General features: G+C 66.8%; 17 protein-coding genes. 4 read left to right on the forward strand and 13 right to left on the reverse strand.

All coding sequences use genetic code 11. The features are described 5' to 3' along the window. Window positions 1-27 precede the first annotated feature (27 nt). The 9 genes from M2390_RS06575 to M2390_RS06615 form a co-directional block, all read right to left on the reverse strand. Window positions 28-1008, reverse strand: a complete 981-nt coding sequence (locus M2390_RS06575) for an ABC transporter substrate-binding protein (RefSeq protein WP_259177698.1) — start codon at window positions 1006-1008, stop codon at window positions 28-30. A 12-nt stretch (window positions 1009-1020) separates the two neighbouring features. Then, window positions 1021-1875, reverse strand: coding sequence for an amino acid ABC transporter ATP-binding protein (locus tag M2390_RS06580; RefSeq protein WP_259177699.1), 855 nt, complete (start codon window positions 1873-1875; stop codon window positions 1021-1023). Next, window positions 1872-2885: an amino acid ABC transporter permease gene (locus tag M2390_RS06585; RefSeq protein ID WP_259177700.1), complete on the reverse strand. Its 1014-nt coding sequence runs from the start codon at window positions 2883-2885 to the stop codon at window positions 1872-1874. Before M2390_RS06585 ends, M2390_RS06580 begins: the two co-directional genes overlap by 4 nt. 28 nt (window positions 2886-2913) lie before the next feature. Then, window positions 2914-4230, reverse strand: a complete 1317-nt coding sequence (locus M2390_RS06590; protein WP_259177701.1) for an LLM class flavin-dependent oxidoreductase — start codon at window positions 4228-4230, stop codon at window positions 2914-2916. Next, the gene (locus M2390_RS06595) at window positions 4223-5278 is read right to left on the reverse strand and encodes an LLM class flavin-dependent oxidoreductase (RefSeq protein ID WP_259177702.1); all 1056 of its coding nucleotides are present in this window, start codon (window positions 5276-5278) and stop codon (window positions 4223-4225) included. The genes M2390_RS06590 and M2390_RS06595 overlap by 8 nt, the downstream gene beginning before the upstream one ends. Window positions 5279-5451: 173 nt before the next feature. Continuing rightward, window positions 5452-7584, reverse strand: coding sequence for a 3-hydroxyacyl-CoA dehydrogenase NAD-binding domain-containing protein (locus M2390_RS06600; RefSeq protein WP_259177703.1), 2133 nt, complete (start codon window positions 7582-7584; stop codon window positions 5452-5454). Between the two features lie 3 nt (window positions 7585-7587). Beyond that, complete coding sequence (locus M2390_RS06605) at window positions 7588-8784, reverse strand: thiolase family protein (protein WP_259177704.1); 1197 nt, start codon at window positions 8782-8784, stop codon at window positions 7588-7590. Window positions 8785-8858: 74 nt separating this feature from the next. Next, the gene (locus M2390_RS06610) at window positions 8859-10049 is read right to left on the reverse strand and encodes an HRDC domain-containing protein (RefSeq protein WP_259177782.1); all 1191 of its coding nucleotides are present in this window, start codon (window positions 10047-10049) and stop codon (window positions 8859-8861) included. A gap of 244 nt (window positions 10050-10293) precedes the next feature. Beyond that, the gene (locus M2390_RS06615) at window positions 10294-10911 is read right to left on the reverse strand and encodes a DUF3000 domain-containing protein (RefSeq protein ID WP_121688653.1); all 618 of its coding nucleotides are present in this window, start codon (window positions 10909-10911) and stop codon (window positions 10294-10296) included. Between the two features lie 25 nt (window positions 10912-10936). Between M2390_RS06615 and M2390_RS06620 the strand changes: the two genes are divergently transcribed. Further along, the gene (locus M2390_RS06620) at window positions 10937-12127 is read left to right on the forward strand and encodes a S9 family peptidase (RefSeq protein WP_259177705.1); all 1191 of its coding nucleotides are present in this window, start codon (window positions 10937-10939) and stop codon (window positions 12125-12127) included. 108 nt (window positions 12128-12235) lie between these two features. Here M2390_RS06620 and M2390_RS06625 read toward each other — a convergent pair whose 3' ends face one another. From M2390_RS06625 to M2390_RS06635, 3 genes are all read right to left on the reverse strand, one after another. Then, window positions 12236-12955 (reverse strand): dihydrofolate reductase family protein, encoded by a 720-nt coding sequence (locus M2390_RS06625; RefSeq protein ID WP_259177706.1) that lies wholly within the window; start codon window positions 12953-12955, stop codon window positions 12236-12238. Further along, the gene (locus tag M2390_RS06630; RefSeq protein WP_259177707.1) at window positions 12948-13391 is read right to left on the reverse strand and encodes a SufE family protein; all 444 of its coding nucleotides are present in this window, start codon (window positions 13389-13391) and stop codon (window positions 12948-12950) included. The genes M2390_RS06625 and M2390_RS06630 overlap by 8 nt, the downstream gene beginning before the upstream one ends. 99 nt (window positions 13392-13490) lie before the next feature. Beyond that, window positions 13491-14414, reverse strand: coding sequence for a sulfurtransferase (locus M2390_RS06635; protein ID WP_259177708.1), 924 nt, complete (start codon window positions 14412-14414; stop codon window positions 13491-13493). 195 nt (window positions 14415-14609) lie between these two features. Here M2390_RS06635 and zapE point away from each other — a divergent pair, with 195 nt between their 5' ends. Further along, on the forward strand, window positions 14610-15659 hold the full coding sequence (zapE, locus tag M2390_RS06640; RefSeq protein WP_259177709.1) for a cell division protein ZapE: 1050 nt from the start codon (window positions 14610-14612) through the stop codon (window positions 15657-15659). A gap of 29 nt (window positions 15660-15688) precedes the next feature. Here the strand turns inward: zapE and M2390_RS06645 are convergent, their stop codons facing one another. After that, window positions 15689-16273 (reverse strand): TetR/AcrR family transcriptional regulator, encoded by a 585-nt coding sequence (locus tag M2390_RS06645; RefSeq protein ID WP_259177710.1) that lies wholly within the window; start codon window positions 16271-16273, stop codon window positions 15689-15691. 87 nt (window positions 16274-16360) lie between these two features. Here M2390_RS06645 and M2390_RS06650 point away from each other — a divergent pair, with 87 nt between their 5' ends. Together M2390_RS06650 and M2390_RS06655 are read left to right on the forward strand one after the other, a co-directional pair. After that, window positions 16361-16753, forward strand: coding sequence for a DUF1304 domain-containing protein (locus M2390_RS06650; protein WP_121688646.1), 393 nt, complete (start codon window positions 16361-16363; stop codon window positions 16751-16753). A gap of 10 nt (window positions 16754-16763) precedes the next feature. After that, window positions 16764-17795 carry an NADP-dependent oxidoreductase gene (locus tag M2390_RS06655; protein WP_259177711.1) on the forward strand — a complete coding sequence of 344 codons (1032 nt, stop codon included), beginning with the start codon at window positions 16764-16766 and terminating at the stop codon, window positions 17793-17795. Window positions 17796-17814: the final 19 nt, after the last annotated feature.

Here is a 17814-nt window from a genome sequence, read left to right on the forward strand (position 1 = left end):
GTGCCGGGCCCACATGCACGCTTGGTGCTATTCGCGCGGAAGGCCGGGCGGGTTGACCTGGGAGCGCTCCAACCCCTCCGACTCAACCGACCAGCGCGCGAGAACCCGGGCGTAGGTGCCGTCGGCAATTAGGGCGTCGAGGACGATCCGAATCGGTTCCGCCAGGCCGTTGCCGCGCGCGGTGACCGCACCGATCTCGGCGTTGGCGGGATAGCCGCCGTTGATCGCTCCCACCAGCTTGGTTTCCCCGGTGGTTGCCGCACGGTAGGCATTGGTTGCGTTGGGGCCCAGGGTGGCATCCACCCGGCCCGAGGTGAGGGCCAGGGTGGCGGCCGCCACATCGTCAAAGTACACGGCCTCGCCCGGCGGGAGTCCGGCCGCCTCATTGGCGGCAAACCACCCCAGCAGCACCTTTTCCTGATTGGTTCCGCTGCCCACCACAACCTTCTTTCCTGAGACGTCCTTGGCCTCACTGATGCGGGTGATGGCGCTGTCCTTGGCGACCGCAAAGGAGACGACGTCATCCCGGTAGGTCGCGAAGTCGAAGAGGTCCTTTCGCTCCTCGGTCACGGTGATGTTTGAGGCTCCGATGTCGTATTTTCCCGACTGCACCCCGAGTGGCCAGTCGGCCCAGGACACCGATTTGGGTGCGTAGGTGAGCCCGAGCCCATCGGCGATCAGCTGGGCAAAATCGGCGTCGCTGCCCAGGATCGTCTTGTTGTCGTCCTCGGCGAGAAACAGAATCGGGGGTGTGAACGGTGCATGGGCCACGGTCAGCGTCCCGGACTTTGCGGGGGTGAATCCCGAGGCCTGGAGCGCGGCCACCGCCTCGGGAACCGGATCGATGCGGGGCCGGTCCCGCACGTTTTTTGTGGTCAGATCAAACGGGCCCGTACTGGGTGCCGATGCCCGAGGTTCGGCGGCGCATCCGGCGAGCAGGAGCCCCAGTGCGGTGAGTGCGGCACCGAGGATCAGGCCTCGGCGACGCCGTGTGATGCGGATATTCATGATGCTTCTCCCTCATACTTGTGGTGCGTTGATGGGGGAGGCGGGTGATTCACGGTCCGATTCGGGGGTTTCGGTGGCGGTGGGGTGGCGCAGGAATGCGCGGGTACGGGCATGTGACGGATTTACCAGGACAACATCCGGCGGACCCTGCTCGCGAATTCTCCCGTGGTCGAGGAACACCACGTGATCGGATACCTCGCGGGCGAACCCGATCTCATGGGTAACGATGATCAGGGTGGTACCGCCGTGTGCGAGTTCACGGATAACCGCGAGCACCTCGCCGACCAGCTCGGGGTCCAGGGCGCTGGTTGGCTCGTCAAAGAGCAGGACGGCAGGCTCGAGTGCGAGGGCCCGGGCGATCGCAACCCGTTGCTGCTGGCCGCCGGAGAGTCGTCGCGGATACGCCTCGGCGTACTCGGCCAGGCCCACCCGGGCGAGCAGTTCACGCGCCCGCGCCTCGGCGGCCGGTCGGTCCGCGCGGCGCAGCGACAGCGGCGCAATGACGATATTCTCCAGCACCGTCAGGTGCGGAAACAGGTGGAAGTTCTGGAACACCATGCCCACCGCGGTGCGCCGCCGCAGCACCTCGCTCTCACGGAGCTCATACAACCGATCGCCGTGACGGGTGTAGCCAATATAGTTTCCGTCGATGGTGATCGAGCCCGCATCGATGGTTTCCAAGTGGTTGATCGCGCGTAACAGCGTGGATTTGCCCGAGCCCGAGGGCCCCACCAGTGCGATCACGGATCCGGGCTCGACCGTCAGGGACACCCCGTCGAGAACCCTGCGGGTACCAAATGACTTACTCACGCCGTCGATCCGAATCCGGCCCAGACGATCGGTCGCCGCCGGCACCACGGCGCTCATGCCCGGGCTCCCGAGGGGCTGCCCGTGTGTGTGGCGGTGTCGACGTCTCGACTCGGGCGTCGCCGAATCACCGCCCACAGTCGGGCACCGGGAGTGGGCGGAAGGGCCCGCTGGGCACCGCGGGCAAAGCGGCGCTCGATCAGATTCTGAAGCAGGCTCAGCGCCGTGGTGAACACCGTGTACCAGATCACCGCCACCAAAAGCAGCGGGATCACCAGCTGATTGCGGTTATAGATGACCTGGACCGTGTAGAACAGCTCGGGAATCGCCAGCACAAAAACAACCGAGGTCCCCTTGAGAAGCCCGATCACCTCGTTGAACGCGTTGGGGATGATCGCCGGGGCCGCCTGGGGCAACACGATGCGGAAGAACCGGGTGTGCCGGGGGAGACCAAGCGCGGCCGACGCCTCGAACTGCCCGCGATCCACCGAGAGGATTCCGGCCCGAATGATCTCGGCCGAGTAGGCGGCCTGATGCAGGGAGAGCCCGAGAACGGCGGCCGCGCCGGCGGAGATGAGCTGATTGGTATTAAACTCGACGATCCAGAAATCGTAGGTGAAGGGCCACCCGAGCCCAATCGTGGAGAACAGGTACCCGAGGTTGTACCAGATGACGAGTTGCACAACGAGCGGTATGGACCGAAAGAACCAGATGAAACCCCAGGCGAATGACCGCAGCAGCGGGGAAGCCGAGAGCCTGGCGAGGGCGAGGAGCGCACCCAGCACAAACCCCAGCACCGCGGAAACCGCGGTCAGCCAGAGCGTGAGCCACAGGCCGTTGATGATGGAGGGCGCGAACAGATAGTCGGCCACGGTATCCCACCGCCAGCGCGGATTCGAGAACAGCGTCCAGACCAGCTGCGCAACAGCGAAGACAACCAGGAATCCGAAGACCCAGCGCCAGGGATGCCGCAGCGGCACCACCCGGAGGGGAGTGGCCTCCCCGGATGGTGGCGTGGGATCATGATGGTTATCGGTGGAGACGGAGGCCGCGGTGACATGTGTGGTCATGGGGTTCCTTTCGATCGCCGGTACACAGCTAGTTCGCCCGAATGTCCCGGGTGAGCAGCGGGGACCGGGGAAGGTCTAACACGTCGCGCAGGGTGGTGCCCTCCGGATACTCGGTGCGGTACACGCCGCGCTCCTGCAGCTCGGGGATGACCCGATCCACAAAGGTGTCGAGTCCGTGTGGTTGTAGGTGCGGGACCAGCACATATCCGTCCACACGGCCCGAGGCCACGTCGGCGGCGATCCGCTCCGCCACGCCAGCCGGGGTGCCCACCAGGGTGAAGGAACTGATCTTCCGCGTCACCACCTCACGCAGGCTCAGCCCCTCCGCCTGAGCGTGTTCCTGCCAGTCGGCGGCGATCTTCCGACGCTCCCCGAGATGCGGCGCCTGCCCGCGCCGCAGTTCATCCTCACCGGGCTCCTCGTGCGGGAGGGGTCCGTCCGGATCGAGATTCGAGAGATCGCGCCCCCAGATACGCTCTACCGTGGCAATGGCCGTCTGTGGGGTGACCTGGGCGCGAGCAATCTCCCGCGCATTTTCCTGAGCCTCGGCTTCGGTGTCACCCAGAGCGAAGGTTGCCGAGGGAAGGATGCGCAGATCCTCCCGGGTGCGACCAAACCGCGCCAGACGCTCGGTGAGGTCCGCGGCCAGGCGCGCGGCGGGTTCGGGATCGGCATGCGGAGAGAACACAACCTCGGCGTATTCGGCGGCAAACTCGCGCCCGTCGGCGGAGTCTCCGGCCTGCACGATCACCGGCGCGCCCTGCGGGCCGGGGGTCACACCCGGGACTCGGTCAAGGCGGATATGCGCCCCGCGGAATCCGAATTCGGCACCGGGACGTGCCCGCCACAGTGCCGCGGCCGCCCGGAGAACCTCGGCAGCGCGGTCGTAACGGTCGTCGCGGTCAAGATACCCACCCCGGCGGAAGTTGGCTCCGAAGAACGCCTCGGAGCTGGTGACGACGTTCCACCCGGCTCGACCGGCCGAGAGATGGTCCAGCGTGGCAAACTGCCGCGCCAGGTCGGCGGGGTCATTGAAGGTGGAGTTGACGGTCGCGACCAGGCCGATGCGCTCGGTCACGGTGGACAGGGCCGACAACAGCGGGAGTGCGGCGGGCCTGCCCACCACGTCGAGGTCATGGATCTCGCCCTTGTGCTCGCGCAGCCGAAGCCCCTCGGCCAGAAACACGTAGTCGAAGAGGCCGCGCTCGGCGGTGCGCGCGAGGTGTGCAAACGAGTCAAATTCCACCTGACTACCCGAGCCGGGGTCCGACCAGACCGTCGAGTGATTCACGCCGGGGAAATAACCCACCAGGTGTACCTGCCGTGCGGTGCGCGCGTTATTCACCGGGGGCACCCACCTTCGCAAGACGAGCCTCCGCAAACGCATTGCGCGCAGGCTGCAATCCGAGCAGGGCTCGCAGGCTCGGCGTTGAACGGCCGTGGGTGGGCGGAAGCCCGAGGCCCCACAGCTCGGCCAGGAGTCGGGTGTCCAGATTCTCGGGTCCGCCGGGGAGGATCGTGGGCCGTAGGAGAATTCCGGTGACCCCATCGCGGTGCCAGTGTAGGGCGCGCTCGGCAAGTGCCGAGACGGCCTCCGGCCCGGACGGCGGCACAACCTCGATCACAATCCGCGTGGCCCCGGCCTCGCGCAACGCCCGGAGGGTGTGTTCCGGGTGTGTGCCCGAGGTGGCATCGAGGATGATGGTGTCCGCATACTCGAGGGCAAAATCACGCTCTGCACGCGCCAGTCGGCCCGCCGCCTCCGCATCCGAAAGCGCGGGGACTCGAAGGAACAGGGGTGGCGATCCCTGTGGCGATCGAGGGACATAGGACGGCCCCAGAATCGTGAACCGGGAACCTCGATAATCCACCCGGTGTACCCGATCCCGATCGATATAGCGCCCGGTGGCCACATCGCGAATCTCGGCGTCCTCCTCCCAGCTGTCAAACAGGAGGCGGCTCGCCGCGATGGTTTCGGAGGCATCCTCGATGTCCTCTCGCACGCCCCCGGCCCCGGCGGGCCCCGGGCGCACCAGCCAGCCCGCACGTCCACGAGACAGGTGATCAAGCGTCTGGACCGCGGCGGCCAGATGGAACGGTTCGAGCGCGCCGGTGATGACCTCGGGGACCAGCGCGATTCTCTCCGCTGCCGGTGCCAAGGCGGAGGCCAGAAGTACCGGGTCTAGTCCGGGCGCCGCGCCCGCGGAGGATCCGGCGAAGAGCACCTGGTCATATCCGCCACCCTCGGCGGCGTGCACAAGCCCGGCCCAATACGCGCGGTCAAAGCGCAGGGTGGGAGCGGTGTCGGGAGGCAGCGGCCCGCCGGGATCCAGCACGATCCCCACGGTAAACGGGGTCGGGGTGGCGGGAATGGAATCGGTGCGTGCGGTCATGGGGTAACGCTAGGCCCGATTGGCCGACAAAAACGTAGGGTGAACGCGGATGACAGCACGCAACCAAAGATGACGAATTCCCCTGGACGCTCGGATGAATCCCAGCTAGGTGCGACACAAAGCCGCCCCGGACCAAACGGTCCGGGGCGGCTCGCGGGCTTCTGGTTCGCGGGTTACAGCCCGCGAATCTGCGGGTCGTGGAAGCTCGCACCAAATTTGCGCTCGCTCGCCCCGACGCGGTCCAGATACGGGGTGATCCCGCCGTCGATGAAGGGCCAACCGGCCCCCAGGATCAGGCACAGGTCGATGTCCTCGGCGGCGTGCACCACGTCGTCCTCAAGCATCAGGTGGATCTCGGTGGCCAGGCCATCCTGCACCCGGCGCAGGATCTCTGCCTCGGACACCGGGCTCTTGCCGCCCGAGACGAGCTTCAGCGCCCCCTTATCGAACCCCTTGACCTTGCCCTTGGCGTCCCGCTCCAGCAGCGTGCCGTAGTCGGCCAGCTTGTGCAGGTTCTCCGAGCGGTAGAAGCGCTCGGGGAAGGCGTTGTGATGGGTGTCCAGCACGTGTGCCCCCACCTTGAGACCCACCAGGTCCAGCAGCGCCGAGGGAGCCATCGGCAGGCCCAGCGGAGCCAGGGCCGAGTCCACGGCAGCGAAACCGGTGCCGGCATCCACCGCGCGCATGGCCTCGCCCAGCAGGACCGCCAGCACGCGGTTGACCACGAAACCCGGGGTATCGCGGGTGATCACCGCGTTCTTGCGCAGGTTCTTGGCCACCACCATCGCGGTGGAGAGGGTCTCATCGTTGGTGGCGGGTGCCTTGACCACCTCGATCAGCGGCATCACCGCGACCGGGTTGAAGAAGTGGAAGCCGACCAGGCGCTCGGGATGAGCAAGCTTAGCCCCGATCTTCTCGACCGAAAGCGAGGAGGTGTTGGTGGCCAGGATGGTGTCCTCGCGCACAATCTTCTCGAAGTCTGCGAACACGTTCTGCTTGATCTCCAGCTCCTCGAACACCGCCTCGATGACCCAGTCGCAGTCGGCAAACTCGGCCCGATCGGTGGTCCCGTGGATCAGCGCGGCGAGACGGTTGGCCTCGTCGCCGGAGATGCGGCCCTTCTCGGCCAGCGCCCGGATCTCATCGCGAATGTGCGACACACCCTTGTCCACCCGCGCCTGGTCGAGGTCGGTGATGACCACCGGCACCTGCAGGCGACGCACAAACAGCAGCGCGAACTGGCTGGCCATCAGGCCCGCCCCGATCACACCCACCTTGGTGATCTTCTTGGCGAGGGCCTTATCGGGGGCACCCGCGGGCCGCTTGGCGCGCTTTTGCACCAGGTTGAAAGCATAGATCGAGGCGCGGAACTGGTCGCCGGCGATCAGCGTGGTGAGCGCCTCGTCCTCGAGGGCGAAGCCCTCCTCACGCGAGACGGACTTGGCCGCCTTGATCAGGTCCAGTGCCAGATACGGGGCGACCGGCTCGGTGCCGATCTTCGACTCCAGCGTCTTGCGGGCGATGCCCAGGGCGATGTCCCACTTGGCCAGGCGCTCAAGCTTGCCCGGCACGTTCGGACGCGACACCTTGGTGGTGCCCTCGATGACCCCGGAGGCCCAGGCGAGCGAGGACTCCAGGAACGTCGCCGACCCGAAACTCGCATCGGCGATCCCGAGCTCCAGGACCTGCGCCGGACGCAGCATCCGGTTCATCTTGAGCGGGTTCTCGATGATGACCTTGAGCGCGTTTTCGATGCCGATCAGGTTGGGCAGCAGCCAGGACCCACCCCAGCCGGGGATGAGGCCCAGGAAGACCTCGGGCAGGCCGATCCCCGCGGCCGAGGCATCCACCGTGCGGTAGTCGCTGTTCAGGGCGATCTCCAGGCCGCCGCCCAGGGCGAGGCCATTGATGAAGGTGAAGGTGGGCACACCGAGGGTGTGCAGCTTGCCAAACACGTGGTGGCCGAGTCGGGGGAGCAGGCGTGCGACCTCGATGCTGTCGAGATCCCCCACCTTGGAAAGGTCGGCACCCGCGGCCAGGATGAACGGCTTACCGGTGATGGCGACGCCGGCAATCTCGCCGGCGGAGGCGCGCAGACGCAGCGCGTCCAGGCGCTCACCGAGTTCGATCAGCGTGGCCGGCCCGAACGTGTTGGGGCGGGTGTGGTCCCGGCCGTTGTCCAGGGTGATCAGGGCCAGGGTCTTGCCCGAGGCCAGTCGAACATCCTGCACAAAGCTGTGGGTAACCACCTCATCGGCGGAGGCTTCGACAAGCGGGGAAAAGTCGATGGTGGAGTAGTCGGTCATAATCTACTTCTTTCCGTTCCAGTTCGGGTTCTCCCAGATGACGGTGCCACCCTGGCCGAGTCCCACACACATCGCGGTGAGACCGTAACGCACGCCGGGGTTCTCGGCGAACTGTGCGGCGAGCTGGATCATCAGGCGCACACCCGAGGCGGCCAGCGGGTGGCCGAGGGCGATGGCGCCGCCCCAGGCGTTGACCCGCGGATCGTCATCGCCGATGCCGTAGTGGTCCAGGAAGCTCAGCACCTGGACGGCGAAAGCCTCGTTGAGCTCAAATAGGCCGATGTCCTCGATCTTCAGGCCGGCCTTGGCCAGCGCCTTCTCGGTTGAGGGGATCGGGCCCAGGCCCATCAGCTCGGGCTCGACGCCCGCATAGGCGAAGGAGACCATCCGCATCTTCGGGGTCAACTTGAGGTCGTGCACCGCCTGGCTTCCGGCGAGCAGGCTCACCGTGGCCCCGTCGGTCAGCGGCGAGGAGTTACCGGCGGTGACGCGGCCGTGCGGACGGAAGGGCGTGCGCAGCGTGGCCAGGCCCTCCATCGTGGTTTCCGGACGCATGCCCTGGTCGGTGTCGGCCAGGCCCCAGCCCGCCTCACTGCGCAGCGCGATCGGGACCAGATCCGGCTGGATCTTGCCGTTGCGGTATGCCGCCTCGACCTTCTGCTGACTGCGCAGCCCGAAGTGGTCGGCGCGCTCCTTGGTGAGCTGCGGGAACCGGTCGTGCAGGTTCTCGGCGGTGATGCCCATGTTGAGTGCGTCCGGGCTGACGATCTTCTCGGCCAAAAAACGCGGGTTGGGGTCGGCGTTGAAGCCCATCGGGTGCCGACCCATGTGCTCCACGCCACCGGCGATGGCCAGATCGTAGGCACCGAAGGCCACACCGGCGCCGAGTGCGGTGACCGCGGTCATCGCCCCCGCACACATTCGGTCGATCGCGTAGCCGGGCACCGTAGTGGGCAGGCCCGCCAGCAGTGCGGCGGTACGACCCAGGGTCAGGCCCTGGTCACCCTGCTGAGTGGTGGCGGCAATCGCGACGTCGTCAATGCGTTCCCCGGGGACACCGGGGTTTCGTTCAAGTAGGCCGATCATGGCCTTCACCACGAGATCATCGGCGCGGGTGTTCCAGTACATGCCCTTTTCACCGGCACGTCCGAACGGGGTTCGCGTTCCATCGACGAAATAGACGTCGTTTTTCTTGGCCACACTGCCTCCTAGAGGAATCGATTGATTCGATCCTAGGGATGACCTCGGGCGCTCAGCTACCCCTTTGATGCTTCCTACGAAACCGCGCCGTCGTCTTCCAAAACAATTTGGGGGGCTTCTACAAACGCATCGGCGATTAGCTGTGAGGTTTCCTCAACCTGCCAGGGGCGTGCCCCGAGCTCGGCGAGGGCCGCTCCCACCGCCTCGGCGGTCAGCTCGGTCGGCGGCTGCCAGGCCACCCGACGCAGCAATTCCGGAGTCAGCAGGTTCTCTACCGGCATCAGAATCTCTTCGGCATGCGCCTGCACCCGCGGACGGGTCACCCGCAGGCGGTGGTGTGCCTCGGGGTTCTTTTCGGCCCAGGCACGGATCGGCGGCAGGGTATCGGTATGAATGCGCAGCGGCGGCAGCTCGGTCTCGTGCTGCCCGCGCTCGATGGCCTCCCACCAGGTGTTCAGCTCGGTACGGCTGGCGCGGCCGGTGAAGGCACGCATGCCGGCGAGCTGGGCGCGGGTCTTGGGGTTGGCCTTGACCGCCGCCTGCAGGGCCGCATCGGGGACCAGGCGTCCCGGGGCCACATCCCGACGTCGTGCCAGGGTGTCGCGGGCGACCCACAGTTCGCGAGCCACGGCGAGGATCTGCCGGTTGCGTGCGCTCGGGGCACCCGACAGCTTGCGCCACGGGTCCACCTTGGGCGCGGGCGCGGGCTTGGCCAGCTCGGCGTTGAATTCCTGCCGGGCGATCTCGGTCTTATCGGCCTCGATCAACAGCTTTTCGACCTCGTCGCGCAGATCCACCAGGAGCTCCACATCCAGGGCCGCATACTCCAGCCAGGACTGGGGGAGCGGACGGGTGGACCAGTCGGCGGCCGAGTGCTCCTTCGCCAGGTGAATACCCAGCAGGGACTCCACCACGGCGCCCAGACCCACCCGCGGCATGCCCAGCAGTCGGGCGGCCAGCTCGGTGTCAAAAATCTCACGCGGATCCAGGCCCACCTCGCGCAGGCAGGGGAGGTCCTGGCTTGCGGCGTGCAGCACCCATTCGGCGTCCCCGATCACGGCCTGGAGCTCATGCATCGAGCCCAGCGCGATCGGGTCGTAGAGGAACATCCCCGATCCCCGGCGGAAGACCTGGATCAGGTAGGCCCGCTGCGAGTAGCGGTAGCCCGAAGCGCGCTCGGCGTCCACGGCCACCGGGCCGTGACCGGCCGCCAGCAGTTCGAGGGACGCGGCGTAGGTGCGCGGGGTGTCGATGACTGTGCGCATGGCACCGGTGGGCGTATCCGTCTGAGCCAGCGCCTGGGCTGCCGCGGCCGTGGCGCTCACCGACACCACTGGTGCCTGTGCGGCAGCGCCGGCCGGGGCCGACGCGCGTCGGGATCGGGTGCGCGTGCGCGACGCCGAACCGGAGGAGGCCTGTTCGACCTCGACGGTGTCGGTGGAGACGGCCTCGCTCGAAGTGGCGGACGGTGCGGTGTTTCCTGCGGGAGCCGATGCTCGTCTGCGGCGCTCAGGCACGGGGGCCTCTGCGGCGACCGATCATGGTCACTCCTTCTTCAGTCGGGGGAAGGCCCGCGAGGAGACACAGCAGGTCGCCCCAGCCTTCGACATGGGCGCCGATTTCGGCATTACTGGGCGACCAGGACGCGCGCAGCTCAAGCTGTGTGCCGTCTCCGGCACGGGCGAGCTCGCCAAAACCCGTTGATATTACCTTAGTGGCGGTGCCACTCGCCGCGCCAAATTGGGCGTCACGTGACTCCAGCGCATCCATTAACCAGGACCAGGCCACCCCGGCCATGAAGGGATCGACACCCAGCTCGGGCTCGAGCGGTGCCTGGGCGAAACAGATCACCCGGAAAACCCCACCCCAGGCCTCGGGGGCCGCGGGATCGTAGAGGAGGACAAACCGGCCGGCGCCGTGTTCGGAGTCCGCCGTGTGTGGAGCGTGCGCACGCCCGAGTTCGGGCGGAATCACGTCGGCGGCCAGGGCCAGAGCGTACGGCGCAAGACGCTCCGGCGCGGTAATCTCGTGGACCCGCAGTTCGGGGCGTAGGATCACACTTCGGATGGCGTCGCGTGCCCGGAGAAAGTCAGCCGGTGCGAGTCCGTCCGTTACCGAATCAGTCACGATTGCAGACTAGAGTTAGTTGGCTATGAATTCTTCACGCCGCGCCGGAGCTCGCGCGTTAATCCTGCCTGCGGCGGCTATCGCCGCCACCACCGCCCTCGTGGCGGCCGGAATCGCCACGGTTTCGGCGATCCTAGCCCGCGAGGTGGTGACGCCCCCCGGGCCGGATGCGCCCGACACTCAGGTTCTGGGAATCAACGAGATTGAGGGCACCATCGTGCTCTCCCGGACCGACTTCACGGTCCTGCCCGGGCAGTACGGCATCTGGTACGGACGCCCCGAGCGCCTGGTGCGCATCGGCGAGGTTTTGGCGGTGGGGGAGCACACGGTCACCCGCGAACTGCCCGCCCAGAATCTGCGGGGACTGGTGGGGCACGGCGCGGGTCGCTTCACCGCCTGGGTCGAGGCCGACCCCACCACGGTGGCCGAGCACTGGGAGAACGTCCACATTCCGGTGGAGAACGGTGTGGCGCCCGCCTGGCTGTTCCCGGTCGAGGACGAGGGCGCACCCTGGCTGGTGGTGGTGCACGGCCGGGGCACCCGTCGCGGCGAGGGGCTGCGCGTGGTTCCCACCGCCCAGGCCGCCGGGTACAACGTGCTTCTGCTGTCCTACCGCAATGACGGCGATGCCCCCGCCAGCGCCGATGGCCGTTACGGGCTGGGCCTGACCGAATGGCACGATGTGGATGCGGCCCTGGGCTGGGTTCGCGCCCGCTCGACCGCGCGCATTTTGCTGATGGGGTGGTCGATGGGTGGCGCGGTCTCGTTACAGACCGTGCTGAACGGCGAGCACGGTGCCGAGATCTCCGCGCTGCTGCTGGACTCCCCGGTGATTGACTGGGCCGAGGTTCTCGCCTTCCAGGCACGAGAGCGTCGACTGCCCAGGCCGGTTCGGGATATCGCCGTGCACCTGCTTGGTGCCGGATGGGCGTCGCGAATCACCGGACTGGGCGAGCCTGTCCGCCTTGACCGAATGAACCTGGTTGCCCGCGCCGACGAGCTGCGCATCCCCACCCTGATCCTGCACAGTGTGGATGACGACGTGGTGCCTGCCGAGGCGTCACAGGCCCTGGCGATCGAGCGCCCGGACATCGTCACGCTGGAGGAATTCAGCGTGGCCCGACACACCAAGCTGTGGAACTTCGATCGCGATCGCTGGGAGCGCCTGGTGCATGAGTGGCTCGAGGCCCAGCGGGATCCAGCCACGCAGGATTAAACCGAAACGACCCGGTGGGAAATCCCACCGGGTCGTTTTGTTCGGCCGAACACTCGGCCTGGGCTCACTCGGCCAACCGCTGCCCGGCCAACCGCCAGTGTGGCCGCGCTACTCAGTGGTGCGCGGACGGAAGCGCTGATAGAGCGTACCCTCATCGTCCAGCATCAGGCCGTGCAGGGTATAGCGGGTCACCAGGTGCTCGGTTTGGCCAAACACCGGCTGTGGCGGCAGGACCACGCTCGGTGCCGCGGTCAGGAAGATCTCGTCGATCGCCCCGGCGGCCAGGAAGCTGCCGGTCACGGTTGGACCACCCTCGCAGATCACCCGCTTCAGTCCGTGGTCGGCCAGGGTTGCCAGGATCTGAGCGGGGGACGGATCGGCGGCCTCGATGCCGATCACGGCGCGTACCCGACCATCCATCCGGGCGGTAACCTTGGGGACCGAGGCGCGCGGGCACAGCACGATCAGTCGTTCCCGAGCACCCTGATTATCGGGCACGTCGCCCAGGTCCCCGCTGCGGGTCAGCACGGCCAGTGCCGCCCGGCGCGGAATCGTATAGCCCTCGGCCCGCAGACTCTGCGCGCCAACCAGGACCGCGTCGGCCTGGTCGCGAATGACGCTGAGGATTGTGCGATCCACCCGGTTGGAAATCGTGTCGCTGGTGCCGTCCTCGCCGGCGGCTGAGCCGTTCATGGTGGTGATCATGTTCACCGCGGTCCAGGACTCTCCGGCGAGCGCATAGCGTTCGGCGATCCACTCGCGTGCCTCGGGCAGCGCGGGATCGATGCTCTCTCCGCTGGCGGGGAGGAGCTCGGTCAGACTACTCATGCCCGGCCAGCAGTCGAATCTGACGCTGGGCACGACGAATCATTCCGGTCATCCCGGCCAGTCGAAGCGGGGAGACGGCGCGGGCCAGTCCCAGCCGCTGCGAGTAGTCCGAGGGAACGGCCAGCGCCTCCTCGACGCTCAATCCCGAGAGTCCCTGGACCAGGATGCTGGCAAAGCCGCGCGTGGTCGGCGCCTCCTGGGGTGCGGTCGCAAAGAGCTGCACGAGCCCGGCATCATCCAGTTCCACCCGAATAAACACGGGGGATTGGCATTCGGCCACGCGCTCGAGCTCCTCGGGGTGGTCGCTGTAGCGAGCGGGCAGCTCGGGAAGTTCGCGGGAAAAGTCCAGCAGCAGTTCAAGCCGCGAGTTTTCGTCGAGGTCGAGGAAGTCCTCGCTGATCTCGGCGAGCGCGGCGGGCAGCGCGTTATCGGTCATGGGACCCCATTATGCCAGCCTCTGGTGCGGCTGGCCGTGGATTTCGCCCAGAGTGAAGGGCCGCGGGGATGCTCCCGCGACCCTTCATCCACTCGGTTCCTAGCGGGTGGATGCCCGGTTTCCGCGCTCCGGGCGGGTGCCACGCTCGGTGCCCTGAACGATCGGGACCCGGACGGCGTTGCCCCATTCGGTCCAGGAACCGTCGTAGTTGCGGACCGCCTGGAATCCCAGCAGGTAGCGCAGCGCGAACCAGGTGTGGCTGGAGCGTTCCCCGATGCGGCAGTAGGTGATGACCGATTCGGTGGGTGCCAGGCCGAGCTCACCCCGGTAGATCGCCTCGAGCTCCTCACGGGTGAGGTAGCCTCCATCGGCGGCCACGGCCCGAGCCCAGGGGACGTTGTGTGCGGTGGGGATGTGGCCGCCGCGCAGCACACCCTCCTCCGGGTAGTCGGGGTGGGTGACGCGTTCGCCGGTGTACTCCTGCGGGGAGCGAATGTCGATCAGCGGGTTGCCCAGATGGTCGATGACGTCGTCCCGGAATGCGCGTTCGGTGCGATCATCGCGTTCGACGACCGGATAGCGAGTCGCGATGCGTTCGGGCACCTCGGTGGTGATCTCGCGGCCCTCGGCGATCCACTTGTCCCGTCCGCCATCCAGCAGACGCACATCGGGGTGACCAAACAGCGTGAACACCCACAGGGCGTAGGCGGCCCACCAGTTACTCTTATCGCCGTAGATCACCACGGTGTCATCACGCGAGATGCCCTTGGCCGACAGGAGTTCGGCAAAACCCTCGCCATCGACGTAGTCGCGCACCACCGGATCGTTGAGCTCGGTGTGCCAATCCACCTTCACGGCACCGGGAATGTGACCAACCGCGTAGAGCAGCACGTCCTCATCGGATTCCACCACCACGAGGCCCGGTTCACCCAGGCGCTCGGCCAGCCATGAGGTCGAGACGAGTTTGCCCGGGTGTGCGTAGTCGGCAAACTTGGGATCGGAGGTATCAAAGGCGAATGTCACGGGGTTCCCCTCGGGTTGCACCGGCAGAGGCCGGTCCGGATGGTGGCTGGGGGACGGGACTCACAGCCGACACCCCACGTGCGTGTGCCTCGTGGGACTAGGCTAGGAGCCGACGCCCCACCTTCGAATGTACGCACCTTTTTGCGGCTTGTCATCAGGGTGGCGAAAGAATCCGACACACGAGGTAGCCCCCACATGACCGCAGCCCCCACGCAGCGTCGCATCAGCCTGACCGAACGCACCCCGCGCAGCGACGCGCAGGCCATCATTGCCGGGCTGACCCCGCCCCCGCAGTTTGCGCAGGCATCGTTTGAAAACTATCGCCCCGATGCCGACTATCCGAGTCAGGCCGAGGCCGTCACGATCCTGACCGAGTTTGCCGATGCCTGGGGCGTGCAGCGCTCGGGTGGGTTCTTCGGCCGGAAAAAGAAGGCGCCGACGGTTCAGCCGGGCATCTACCTGGACGGCGGCTTCGGCGTGGGAAAAACCCACCTGCTCGCCTCGCTCTGGCACCGGGCACCGGGCCCACGCAAGTACTTTGGCACCTTCATCGAGTACACCTCGCTGGTGGGTGCTCTCGGGTATCAGCAGGCGGTACAGGCACTCACCGGTGCCACGCTGATCTGCATCGACGAGTTTGAGCTCGATGATCCGGGTGACACGATGCTGATGACCCGCCTGCTGGGGGAGCTTGTGGCCTCGGGGACCCGGATCGCGGCCACCTCAAACACCCCGCCCGGCGCACTGGGGGAGGGCCGCTTCGCCGCGGCCGACTTCCTGCGTGAGATCCAGGCGATGTCCGCGCACTTCCGCACCCTGCGTATCGATGGGACCGACTACCGTCGCCGTGCGGTAAGCGGATCCTGCATCGTGACCGATCCGGCGACCTTCGATTCCGCACTGACCGCCGGGTTGCCGGTGGACGCCGAGGTGTCGGATGACACGTTTGATGCGCTGCTGAACCACCTGCAGACGGTCCATCCCTCGCGCTATGCCGGACTGATTACCGGTCTATCTCGTCTGGGCATCCGCGATGTCCACGAGCTCACCGATCAAACCCGCGCCCTCCAGATTGTGGCCTTCATCGACCGGGTGTACGACGCCCAGGTGCCGATTGTGGCCTCCGGGATTGCGCTGGACCAGATCTTTGGCGATGGGATGCTGGAGGGTGGCTACCGCAAGAAGTATCAGCGTGCGATCTCCCGCATGATCGCGCTGACCCACGCGGCCACGCCGGCCGAGTAGTCCATCGGGCCCCACCGAGGCCCCCGGTTCTATTCGACCGGGGGTGCCGCCTCGATGATCGCCGCATCCAGCAGTGCCAGCGCGCCATCCAGGTCCACCGGAGCCAACAGGAGTGTGCTCACGATTAGGCCGGTGATCACCGTGGCCCGGTGTGCGGTGCGAGCCTGGTCGGCGGGGAGCGGGGCGTCCACGCGGAGGGCGGCGAGGATCGAGCCCTCGACGCGGCGACGATAGCCCGCGACCACGGCGGCCGCATCGGTGTCTCGCGAGCCGATTCCCGCACCGGCGCGCACGATCATGCATCCGAACCGTGGATCACCGGGTTCCAGCGCGGCCAGGGAAGCAGCCATATCGCGCAGATAGCGTCGCACCCCGTCGGGGCTTCCGTCGGTCAGATGGACGAGCCGCGGCTCGATGATCTCATCCAGGTAGTCCTGTAGCGCCGCATCAAACAGTCCTCGCTTATTACCGAAAGCCTGATACAGGCTCGACCGCGACAGTCCGGTCGCCGTTTCCAAATCGCTGATCGAGGCGACGTCATAGCCGACCGCCCAGAACAGGTCGCGGGCCGCACGCACCACGGTGGCGGTATCAAATTCTCGGGAGCGGGCCATGTTTTCTCACATTCTGCAACGATCGGTTCAGAATCTATTGTACGCTAGTTTCCAGACCCCCTGTTATCTAACGTGAGGAACCCCCAAATGCTTGTAGCCGGACTCGTATTCGCGACCCTGGCCGCCGTGCTGCACTGCTACATCTTCGTGATGGAGTCGGTGCGCTGGACCGCCCCGAGCACCCGCAAGACCTTCGGGATCGAGAGCGCCGAGGTGGCCGAAATCACCAAGCCCCTCGCGTTCAACCAGGGCTTCTACAACCTGTTTCTGGCGATTACATCGCTTATCGGTCTGATCCTGGTTATCGCCGGGACCGAGACGATCGGACTGACCCTGATCATTGCCGGCATCGCCCCGATGTTTGCCGCCGCACTGGTCCTCCTGCTCTCCGACCACACCAAGGCTCGCGCAGCAATCACGCAGGGAACCCTGCCGCTGCTGGGTCTGATCTTCCTCTTTGTCGCACTCGCAACACGCTAAGGCTGTATTTATGAACACCACACCGATTCCCGACACCACCGTCGAATTCCATCTCGCCGAGCGCCCCGAGGGCTGGCCCACCGCGGACACCTTCCGTCGCGTGGAGCGCACCCTGCCCGAGCTGGCCGAGGGCGAGGTTCGGGTGCTTAACCGGTTTGTCTCGGTTGATCCCTATATGCGTGGCCGGATGAACCTGGGCGAGTCCTACGTCGCGCCGTTTGAGCTGGATGCGGCCCTGACCGGCGGCGCCGTGGGCCATGTGATCGCCTCGAACGCCCCCGAGCTGCCCGTGGGCACCGCCGTGAGCCACGACCAGGGCTGGCGTTCGGTCGCCCAGGGTCCCGCCACCGGATTCCGCCGGGCCGCCGAGATTCCCGGCGTTCCGCTGTCCACCTCCCTGGGCATCCTGGGCATGACCGGCCTCACCGCCTTTGTGGGGCTGCGCGATATCGCCGAGATCAAGCCGGGGGACGTCGTCTTCATCTCCGGCGCCGCCGGGGCCGTGGGTACGGCCGCGGGGCAGATCGCTCGCCTGATGGGTGCCTCCCGCGTGGTGGGCTCGGCCGGTACCGATGCGAAGGTTGCCATGCTCACCGAGCGTTACGGCTACGACGCCGCCTTTAACTACAACGACGCGGCGCCGGTTGCCGAGCAGCTGGCCGAGGTCGCCCCGGACGGGATCGACGTATACTTTGACAACGTCGGCGGTGAGCACCTCGAGGCCGCGATCGGTGCCCTGCACCGCGGTGGACGGATCGCACTGTGTGGCGCCAGCTCCGAGTACAACGTCACCACGCCCAAGGTGGGACCGCGTAACATGAGCCGCCTGATTACCCAGAGCCTGCGCCTGCGCGGCTTCACCATCGGCGAGCATGTAGCCGTGGCCCCCGAGTTCGCCAAGGCCATGGGGGAGTGGTTCGCCGCCGGCAAGATCGCCTACGACGAGACCGTCGTCGAGGGCATCGAGAACACCCCGCAGGCCTTCATCGACCTGCTCGCCGGCAAGAACGTGGGCAAGATGGTGGTCCGCGTAGACGCGTAATTCGCGCTTCCCACGGGGC

The organism is Mycetocola sp. BIGb0189 (genome assembly GCF_024810155.1).
Taxonomy (GTDB): Bacteria; Actinomycetota; Actinomycetes; order Actinomycetales; family Microbacteriaceae; genus Mycetocola; species Mycetocola lacteus.